The following is a 9,694-nucleotide window of genomic DNA, read 5'->3' on the forward strand; positions in this document are numbered from 1 at the left end:
TTCAGTTTAGTTTTTTAGTCTAAAGAATCCCGTTTTGTTACAGTTTCTTTAACCTTAACTGCATCACGATCAGGAGCTACCTGTTCTTTATACTCAGCCGGATTATTGGTTACCGTAGAATCCTCAACAGTTTCAGAATACTCCCATTCATTAGACTCTTCTTCCAGTTCCTCAGGCGGACAATCGGTACAGATGAGTTTAGAATCCTGCATAATCGAGTAATAGCCTATGAATTTGCGATCGAGTAAATCGGAATACCAGTTTCTGTGGTAGCTCGCGATGTTTTCGTCTGTAAACACGGTCATTCCTTCAGGGATCGCAAGAATAAGATCTATCTGCTGATCACGATATTTGTTTTTTAATTCGGTGATAAAAAAGTTATCCAGTAACACGGTGTTTCCTACAGTCTCAAAGTTGTAAATGATATTCTCTGCACGTGCCTGTGCTTCGTCATAGGAACTTCCCTGAGCCAGTTTTTTGATAATTAGCTTGGCTTCCGGAGAGTCACTTTTCTGAATACTTAAATCGACATCTCTGTTGTAGATCACCTTGTTTCCATCAGCATCAACGCGAATTTTCCAGCTTCGATTGTGGTACTTGTCTGCCCCGTATTTATTTTGGGTTTTCATCCTGACGGTCAGCGTATCGTTGGGTTGAATTTGTAAAACTTCAGTAGTGACAGATTCTCCTTCTACAGCTGTGGCAATTCCCTGACGCACTCCTAAGACTGCGATGGTAATTACGGTCACCAGCCAAACACCAAGCAGGCTTAATTTCGCCGTAAGGCTTAATCTTTTGAGCGTATTGACCAGGATACGCAAACCCAGGTAGAACAGCATGAAAAAGGGTATGCCCACTGCGATAAAAGCCAGAATTACCAGAAGCCATAAAGGTGCTCCTGAAGTATTGGCCATATCTACATAATCTGCTACACTGCCCCCAAAGAAATCTAAACTTCCTGCGGAAAATAAGGCTACAAAGAGTGCAATTAACGTGCTGCCACCTATAAGTATGAGTAAAATGCCAACAAACTTGACAATGACTTTAAGAATAAACCGAATTATCCTGCCCAGCGCATCGGCAATAGAACCTGCACCTTCGCGTGCTTTATTCCCATACTTAACATAGTCAACATTTTTTACCGATTCGGCAACTGTGTCAAAACCTTCCTTGACCTTACGCTGAATATTGTCTATGTTGACGGGCTTTCCCCGCATTTCCAATATTTCTGAGGTGGTTTTCGCTTCCGGAACAAAAATCCAGAAAGCGATATAAATCAATATAAAGCCACCCCAGGAAAATATGGTAAGAAGGATCAGTGCGATGCGCAACCAGACGGCATCAATCTGAAAGTAATGACCGAGACCTGCACAGACACCTCCTATATAGGATTTTTCGGTATCCCGATAGAGTTTTTTACCAGATTCCTGAGTATACCTTTGTTTTTTAGCCGGTTCGTCTTCAAACAATTCTTCGTCCAGACGGTAATCTTCCGGCTGCCCCATGATGTTGATAATTTCGTCTACATCGGTGAGACCTATAACCTGACGTTCGGTTTTGATACGCTCGGTAAAAAGTTCGGCAATTCGGGCTTCAATATCCTGTATGATCTCATCGCGACCCTGTGCATCGGTAAACGAGCGTTTTATAGCTTCGAGATAGCGTTGCAACTTGGCGTAAGCATTTTCATCAATGTGAAAAAAGAGCCCTGCTAGATTTATATTAATTGTCTTATTCATTTTTTTTGGCTTTTTGATTGGTTACCAGGGTTACGGCCTTTTGAAGGTCGTCCCAGGTTGATGATAGTTCATTTAAGAAGAGCTTGCCGGTGTCGGTTAGTCCGTAATATTTACGGGGTGGTCCGCTGGTTGATTCTTCCCAGCGGTAATTGAGCAGGCCGGCATTCTTGAGGCGGGTAAGAAGCGGGTAAATAGTACCCTCAACTACCAGTAGCTTGGCATCTTTAAGCGTGTCTAGTATTTCGGCTACGTAGGCATCTTCATCTTTTAAGATAGAAAGAATGCAGTACTCCAAAACACCTTTACGCATTTGCGCCTTTGTGTTTTCAATCTTCATAGATTTTCATTGTTAAGCGATTAATAACTGTTCGTTTTGTTCCGCAAAGCGGAAATTGATTGATGATGGTTGCTTAAACTTCAGATGATGAGGCTGAAGCGGTTTCCTGTTCAGAAGCCCCAAGCGGTTTTAAAAAATTGATACTAAGCGGATATTTGTATTCTTCTCCATTACTGGCGCTAACTGCAGCCGAAATAACCGAGAATAGCGTGATGACAAATAGCGCGAGCAGGAGCAGGGCAAATACCAGTGCAGTAATGATGAGTCCGCTGGCCTGTCCCGGAAAAACCATGTTTGCAAAAGTCTCCTCACTGATATAGCCTTGCTCCCCGGCCGCTATAAGACCCTGCCAAACCAGAAAGGGAATGGCTATAAGTACTAAGCCGATAGCGTAGAGAAAAGTGCTCATCTGAAAATTCAGTGCGCGTCTTCCGTGATTGTCTACAAATAGCGAATCCCTTTTTAAAGCTGCCCAGATTATTAGCGGCGCGATAAAATTTCCTAAAGGAAAAAGGAACTGACTAAACACCGAAAGGTGTATAAAAGTAGCGGTGTTTTTTTGACTTGTGGTAATACTAGTTTCCATTGCTTATTAATTTCTTATGCAAATATATATCTAAAAGAAGGTATTATGCAATACAAAGTACTTAAAATTAACTTTTACTTAACATATTAAAAAGCTGTGTAATGTCATTTCAGAAGTCTATTTTTGGAATCTAAAACCACTAGTTATGGCTGTTACTCCGGGGAAATTCAATACTTTTTTAATGTTTAAGTTGCCGTCTGCCTGGCTTTGTGGCGTGCGGGTGCGTGCAATTTCTGCGACAAGCTGTACCACCACCGTCACGCACCGATGGATTAACCAAAACCCTTTTAATTCTATGTTTTGGGCAGTGCAGGGTATGGCTGCAGAATTAAGCACCGGGACTATGGTTATTGATCAGATACGCAACAGCGGTCATAAAATTTCGATGCTGGTCGCCAACAACAAGGCTTCGTTTACCAAGAAAGCAACCGGTAAAATCACCTTTGTTTGTAAAGACGGGGATAAGATCGAAAAAGCTATTCGTGCCACGCTAGAAACCGGAGAAGGCCAAACCTTCTGGATGCAAAGTGTTGGCACAAATAAAGATGGGGTAGTGGTAAGCACCTTTGATTTTGAGTGGACCGTACGGGTTAAGAATTAAGAATTCAGAGTTTAAAGCTCAAAATTCAATTCGAGGTCGAGAACTTTAATCCGGAATTTTTCATCCATCTGATTGTGTCTCCCTTTTTTTTTTTCTGGATTTTTCCGATTGTATTGAAAAAGCCATTGTAACAAAATCAAATTTCGCGCTACCTATTTGGTAAATCAATCCAATCAAAAACGAATATACTATGGAAGCACACGAAATAGACTACCAGATTTTTGGTGAAGAAATGCAATATGTAGAGATCGAACTCGATCCTCAGGAAGGCGTTATTGCCGAAGCCGGAACTTTTATGATGATGGAAGACGGGATCAGGATGGAAACCATCTTTGGCGACGGTTCTAAAAACGATACTGGCTTATTAAATAAGATCTTTGGTGCCGGAAAGCGGTTGCTTACGGGTGAAAGCATGTTTATGACGGTCTATTACAATACCGTAATGGGCAAAAAGCGCGTAAGCTTTGCCTCTCCCTATCCCGGTAAAATTATTCCCATTGACCTTTCTAAAAACGGAGGCCGTTTTATTTGTCAAAAGGATGCTTTTCTCTGCGCAGCTAAAGGTGTATCAATAGGAATCGAGTTTTCCAGAAAACTGGGCCGCGGACTTTTTGGCGGTGAAGGTTTTATTATGCAACGGCTTGATGGCGACGGGATGGCCTTTGTGCACGCCGGCGGTACAACCTTTAAAAAAGAATTGCATCCCGGCGAAAAGCTTAAAGTAGATACCGGCTGTATTATAGGTTTTGACCATACGGTCAATTACGATATTGAGTTTGTAGGCGGTATTAAAAATACACTCTTCGGTGGTGAAGGAGTTTTCTTTGCAACCCTTACCGGTCCCGGAACGGTTTACGTGCAATCTCTTCCGTTTAGTCGTCTGGCTAAACGCGTTTGGGCAGCAGCACCGCAGGGAGGTGGTAAAGATAAAGGGGAAGGCAGTATTCTGGGAGGACTTGGCGATTTGCTCGATGGCGATAATCGTTTTTAATGAAATTATACGGAATTAAGTTTTGGAATTATAGGTATTTCCAGAACGGATTTCGAAGCTATTTTTCTAGTTTTTCGTCTTAACTTTTAACAGCGCTCTGAAACTTAACTGTTTAGTTGAAGTGGAATCTTTAAAGTTTACAACTAATCCGATTTAGTTAATAGGATTTTAAACTGTTAACAATTATTTAAGGTTTAAAGTGTTATTTTTAAGAGGAATTAAGAAATCCTATAGCCTATTAGACCCAAAACTACTTAAACAATACTTTAACCAAAAACTATTCAAAGATGGCAAGAGCAATGTTTGAGTACACCAAAACTGTCTTAAAAAAAGTGAGTTTTGATAGTGTGCTTTTTTGCAAAGAATTACAAAAGGCTGCAAAACGTTTACTTCCTTATGAAATTGAGGAACTACGGGTTTGGATTCAGGACCTTACCAAAGCAAATCCTGAATTAAATCAATGTATCATTTATCTTAACTAAAAAAATAAAAAGGCTTCTCGATCGAGAAGCCTTTTTTAATTTTTGATAGGTTTGCCCTGTGGCAACGGACTAATGATTTGCACATTTTGAAAGGTAATGGCTCCTTTGACCACCCCGGCGATGGTATTGCGCAGGGCTTCAATAATCTGCATTTTAAGTTCGCTTTTATGATACAGCAGGCTCACTTCCCGGGCAGGCGCGGGATCCTTAAAATGGTGCAGGTACTTTTGCTCCTCACTTTTTATTTCCAGCGTGTGCAGGTAAGGTAATAAGGTCATGCCAAGGCCTTCGTTCGCAAGTTTGACGAGGGTTTCAAAACTTCCGCTTTCCAGCGAAAAGGTTTCCTCCTCATAATTTCTATTGGCCTTGCATAGATTAATAACCCCGTCTCTAAAGCAATGTCCATCCTCCAGAAGCAGCATATGATCCAGGTTCAGACTGGCAACATCGATCTTTTCGTTTACCTGAAGATTTTGATTTTCGGGTATGTAGGCTACAAAAGGTTCGTAGTACAGCGGGCGTTCTTTGATGTTTTCTAAGTGCAGAGGCGTCGCGGCAATCGCAGCATCCAAATGTCCTTCTTCCAGTCGCTCAATAATGGTTTCGGTTGGCAACTCTTCAATCTTAAGCTTTACTTTGGGATACTTCTTGATGAAATTTCGCAAAAACATGGGGAGCAGGGTGGGCATCACGGTGGGGATGACACCCAGTTTAAACTCTCCGCCTATATAACCCTTTTGCTGATCAACAATATCGCTGATACGGTTTGCTTCATTAACGATATTTCGCGCCTGCTGAACAATCTTTCGCCCCACATCGGTGAGTTCTATAGGCTTTTTGCTTCGGTCAAAGATCAAAATATCCAGTTCGTCTTCCAGTTTTTGTATTTGCATACTTAAAGTAGGCTGGGTTACAAAAGTCTTTTCGGCGGCTTTGGTAAAATTTTGATTTTCGGCAACAGCTAAAACGTATTTCAGTTGTGTAATGGTCATACTTATATATTATACTTCAAAAATAGAGTGACCATTTGGTTTTTTAATGAAAAACAAAGGGAAATTAAACCCCCGGCTTTTTTTAAATTTTCCCATCAACGTACTCAGCCTAAAACCGGATCTCAATTGAAACAGATTCGTTACCGATCTCAAATTTACTATCCTCCCAGCTTGGCGGGCCCATTGTCATACTATTATTTGAAGTGCCGTAGGATTCCTTAGGCATCCCGTTTGCTTCAAAATCCATCTTATTGTTGGCGTTGGCATCGTGAAATGAAATGACCGCATAAATACCGGGTTCCAGATTTTCAAATACCACAGAAGCTTTTCCGTCTTTAATAAGGCTGCCTGCACTTTTTAATGGGGGAGCTTTCATAAAGTTATCCTGGGTGTACAGGCCAAATTGGACGGTACCTTCATCAGTCGTGGCGTTTGTAACCTTTACCTCAAGTTTTACCGGTTCCTGAGAAAACGCATTAAGGCTCAAAGCAATTAAACAAATAGTAATAAGAGTCTTCATGATAATAGTGTTTAAGTTTATTTGAATGCTAAACTAACCGCATTAAATCTAACCGGAAACTTTATTGTGCTCAATTGTCATATATAAGGTGTGAGTTGTTGCTTTCTTAGCTTTTCGTGGGGCTTTGATTGCTTTGGGCAATCACCGCGCTGTCGCTACTCGCTTTTTTCACTTCCCTTCGGTCGTAAAAAAGAGCTCACACATGCCGCTCCATCGCTAAGCCGTATTGCAGATAGATGAGTTTAAGATGATGCATTGTTTTTTAGTAGGCTTTTGTCTGTTGTTGACGTCTTTTAGAAAGATGCCGGCTGCTGTTTGTAAACTTTATAGGTAATTAAGTAAATCTTGAGTCTTAAAATGGCGAATTGCATTTTGACGTTTTTTTGAGGGAATATCAGGGTATTTGCAGATTTTAGGATGTTGGTAGATTTAGCAGATACTCTTATAGAGCTTAGATTTTAGAAAATTTTAAAATTATTTCAGGGCCTAAGTATTTGGTAATAAGGCTTTAGTTGAATGGTGGTAAAAAAGTTTTGAAAAAGCCCTTGCAGGGTTGGATATTCGTTCTATATTTGCCGCTCCAAAATCGCTGATAAAAAAGCGGTTTACGTTCCTTAAAAGAGTTGTCAAACAAAAGAAAAAATATTTTTAAAAAAGTTTCTTTGTTAATCAAAAAAAAGGTTGTATATTTGCAGCCGCTTTCGCAGAGAGCAACGCACGATGAAATAGAGTGATTTGGTGATTTAGAAATGGGGTTCGATTCCCTGACACTTAGCGAGAAAATTTCTTCTTGAGATATTAGGAGAAAAGTTATTTGACATATTGAATTGACAACGCGTCCCGATTTTATATCGGGATTGAATTAAAACTAGAACGACCATTTTGAGCTTTCTTAGGAATAAGAAGGTGATTAAATTTCCTTATATCGTGGGATATTATATAAGACACTACGATGAAGAGTTTGATCCTGGCTCAGGATGAACGCTAGCGGCAGGCCTAACACATGCAAGTCGAACGGTAACAGGGAAAAGCTTGCTTTTCTGCTGACGAGTGGCGCACGGGTGCGTAACGCGTATGCAATCTGCCTTGTACTGGAGTATAGCCCAGGGAAACTTGGATTAATCCTCCATAGTCTATATTGATGGCATCATTTATATAGTAAAGGTTACGGTACAAGATGAGCATGCGTCCTATTAGCTAGTAGGTGTGGTAACGGCACACCTAGGCAACGATAGGTAGGGGTCCTGAGAGGGAGATCCCCCACACTGGTACTGAGACACGGACCAGACTCCTACGGGAGGCAGCAGTGAGGAATATTGGACAATGGGCGAAAGCCTGATCCAGCCATGCCGCGTGCAGGAAGACGGCCCTATGGGTTGTAAACTGCTTTTATACGGGAAGAATAAGTGTTATGTATAGCACGATGACGGTACCGTAAGAATAAGCACCGGCTAACTCCGTGCCAGCAGCCGCGGTAATACGGAGGGTGCAAGCGTTATCCGGAATCATTGGGTTTAAAGGGTCCGTAGGTGGACTAATAAGTCAGTGGTGAAAGTCTGCAGCTTAACTGTAGAATTGCCATTGATACTGTTAGTCTTGAATTGTTGTGAAGTAACTAGAATATGTAGTGTAGCGGTGAAATGCATAGATATTACATAGAATACCGATTGCGAAGGCAGGTTACTAACAATATATTGACACTGATGGACGAAAGCGTGGGGAGCGAACAGGATTAGATACCCTGGTAGTCCACGCCGTAAACGATGGTTACTAGCTGTCCGGCTCAATTGAGAGCTGGGTGGCCAAGCGAAAGTGATAAGTAACCCACCTGGGGAGTACGTTCGCAAGAATGAAACTCAAAGGAATTGACGGGGGCCCGCACAAGCGGTGGAGCATGTGGTTTAATTCGATGATACGCGAGGAACCTTACCAGGGCTTAAATGTAGTCTGACAGGGGTGGAAACACCTTTTTCTTCGGACAGATTACAAGGTGCTGCATGGTTGTCGTCAGCTCGTGCCGTGAGGTGTCAGGTTAAGTCCTATAACGAGCGCAACCCCTGTGGTTAGTTGCCAGCGAGTCAAGTCGGGAACTCTAGCCAGACTGCCAGTGCAAACTGTGAGGAAGGTGGGGATGACGTCAAATCATCACGGCCCTTACGTCCTGGGCCACACACGTGCTACAATGGTAGGTACAGAGAGCAGCCACCTCGCAAGGGGGAGCGAATCTATAAAACCTATCACAGTTCGGATCGGGGTCTGCAACTCGACCCCGTGAAGCTGGAATCGCTAGTAATCGCATATCAGCCATGATGCGGTGAATACGTTCCCGGGCCTTGTACACACCGCCCGTCAAGCCATGGAAGCTGGGGGTACCTGAAGTCCGTCACCGCAAGGAGCGGCCTAGGGTAAGACCGGTAACTGGGGCTAAGTCGTAACAAGGTAGCCGTACCGGAAGGTGCGGCTGGAACACCTCCTTTCTAGAGCTTTGCTGCTTAGCAGACAAAGACACGACTATAAGGAAAGGACTCGTTTTGGTTTTAGTTGTCAATTCAAGATATTTTTCAGTTGATGGTCCCGATACAAATCGGGATCATTCAATTGATCAATAGGACAGTCTCATAGCTCAGCTGGTTAGAGCGCTACACTGATAATGTAGAGGTCGGCAGTTCGAGTCTGCCTGAGACTACTGAGTACCGAAGGTACGAAGTATATCCGCGCAGGCGGATATCTTTAAGATTAAAGTCACAGACTTTGGTTTTAGAGGAAGTTCATACACACAGATTGAAGGAAATTTTAGAAGTTGGGTAACCCAGTTTGCAGTAAGCAGCAACAGTTAGCAGTAATCATAGACTGTGTACTGAATACTGAAACTGCCGGCTATAAGAAATGGGGGATTAGCTCAGCTGGCTAGAGCGCCTGCCTTGCACGCAGGAGGTCATCGGTTCGACTCCGATATTCTCCACAAAAGCCCCCCGACCCCCGAAGGGGGAGGGTTTAAAGCTTAGTTCCCCCTTTGGGGGCTAGGGGGCAGAACGTTCATTGACATATTGGGAAATAATAAGAATACGAGAGAAACAAATTTTTAGTTAGCTAGCGATAGTTAATTATATATTATAGATAGAACTCATTAGAATACAATAATAAAAGGCTTAGTAGCAATACTATAGTCCTTATAAGAGCAAGAAGTACAATAAGCTAAATAAGGGCGTATGGGGAATGCCTAGGCTCTCAGAGGCGAAGAAGGACGTGATAAGCTGCGAAAAGCTGCGGGGATTGGCACATACAAATTGATCCGCAGATATCCGAATGGGGCAACCCACTATACTGAAGGTATAGTATCCGCAAGGAGGCAAACCCGGGGAACTGAAACATCTAAGTACCCGGAGGAAGAGAAAACAAAAGTGATTCCGATAGTAGCGGCGAGCGAACTCGGATTAGCCCAAACC

8 protein-coding genes, 2 tRNA genes and 2 rRNA genes (1 of these 12 cut by a window edge) are annotated in these 9,694 nt (G+C 42.5%); 7 read left to right on the top strand and 5 right to left on the bottom strand.

The genetic code is table 11. The features are described 5' to 3' along the window. Positions 1–14: 14 nt before the first annotated feature. The 3 genes from ACSSS3_RS12945 to ACSSS3_RS12955 all read right to left on the bottom strand — a co-directional run bounded on the left by ACSSS3_RS12945 (position 15) and on the right by ACSSS3_RS12955 (position 2,662). Positions 15–1,739: a PspC domain-containing protein gene (locus tag ACSSS3_RS12945; RefSeq protein ID WP_442844966.1), complete on the bottom strand. Its 1,725-nt coding sequence runs from the start codon at positions 1,737–1,739 to the stop codon at positions 15–17. After that, positions 1,732–2,076 (bottom strand): PadR family transcriptional regulator, encoded by a 345-nt coding sequence (locus ACSSS3_RS12950; RefSeq protein WP_228231698.1) that lies wholly within the window; start codon positions 2,074–2,076, stop codon positions 1,732–1,734. Before ACSSS3_RS12950 ends, ACSSS3_RS12945 begins: the two co-directional genes overlap by 8 nt. A 73-nt stretch (positions 2,077–2,149) precedes the next feature. Further along, positions 2,150–2,662, bottom strand: a complete 513-nt coding sequence (locus ACSSS3_RS12955; RefSeq protein WP_442844967.1) for a DUF4870 domain-containing protein — start codon at positions 2,660–2,662, stop codon at positions 2,150–2,152. A 145-nt stretch (positions 2,663–2,807) separates the two neighbouring features. Between ACSSS3_RS12955 and ACSSS3_RS12960 the strand changes: the two genes are divergently transcribed. The 3 genes from ACSSS3_RS12960 (at position 2,808) to ACSSS3_RS12970 (ending at position 4,736) form a co-directional block, all read left to right on the top strand. Then, a complete protein-coding gene (locus tag ACSSS3_RS12960) occupies positions 2,808–3,263 on the top strand; it encodes a DUF4442 domain-containing protein (RefSeq protein ID WP_442844968.1) in 456 nt (151 codons plus the stop codon). Between the two features lie 190 nt (positions 3,264–3,453). Beyond that, positions 3,454–4,254: a TIGR00266 family protein gene (locus tag ACSSS3_RS12965; RefSeq protein ID WP_099646456.1), complete on the top strand. Its 801-nt coding sequence runs from the start codon at positions 3,454–3,456 to the stop codon at positions 4,252–4,254. A gap of 287 nt (positions 4,255–4,541) precedes the next feature. Further along, the gene (locus ACSSS3_RS12970) at positions 4,542–4,736 is read left to right on the top strand and encodes a hypothetical protein (protein ID WP_228231702.1); all 195 of its coding nucleotides are present in this window, start codon (positions 4,542–4,544) and stop codon (positions 4,734–4,736) included. 35 nt (positions 4,737–4,771) lie between these two features. Here ACSSS3_RS12970 and ACSSS3_RS12975 read toward each other — a convergent pair whose 3' ends face one another. Both ACSSS3_RS12975 and ACSSS3_RS12980 read right to left on the bottom strand, forming a co-directional pair. Continuing rightward, positions 4,772–5,728, bottom strand: a complete 957-nt coding sequence (locus ACSSS3_RS12975) for a LysR substrate-binding domain-containing protein (protein ID WP_442844969.1) — start codon at positions 5,726–5,728, stop codon at positions 4,772–4,774. A gap of 109 nt (positions 5,729–5,837) precedes the next feature. Next, positions 5,838–6,248: a DUF2141 domain-containing protein gene (locus ACSSS3_RS12980; protein WP_442844970.1), complete on the bottom strand. Its 411-nt coding sequence runs from the start codon at positions 6,246–6,248 to the stop codon at positions 5,838–5,840. Between the two features lie 949 nt (positions 6,249–7,197). On the opposite strand from ACSSS3_RS12980, the gene ACSSS3_RS12985 reads away from it, so the two are divergent. The 4 genes from ACSSS3_RS12985 to ACSSS3_RS13000 form a co-directional block, all read left to right on the top strand. Beyond that, a 16S ribosomal RNA gene (locus tag ACSSS3_RS12985) occupies positions 7,198–8,725 on the top strand. A 135-nt stretch (positions 8,726–8,860) separates the two neighbouring features. Beyond that, positions 8,861–8,934: transfer RNA gene (locus ACSSS3_RS12990), tRNA-Ile, on the top strand. A 202-nt stretch (positions 8,935–9,136) separates the two neighbouring features. Beyond that, positions 9,137–9,210: transfer RNA gene (locus ACSSS3_RS12995), tRNA-Ala, on the top strand. A gap of 227 nt (positions 9,211–9,437) precedes the next feature. Then, positions 9,438–9,694 (top strand): 23S ribosomal RNA (locus ACSSS3_RS13000); it runs 2,562 nt beyond the window's last position. Together the 16S and 23S rRNA genes with 2 tRNA genes alongside form the textbook arrangement of a ribosomal RNA operon.

This window comes from Leeuwenhoekiella sp. H156 (assembly GCF_052218455.1).
GTDB classification, from domain to species: Bacteria; Bacteroidota; Bacteroidia; order Flavobacteriales; family Flavobacteriaceae; genus Leeuwenhoekiella; species Leeuwenhoekiella parthenopeia.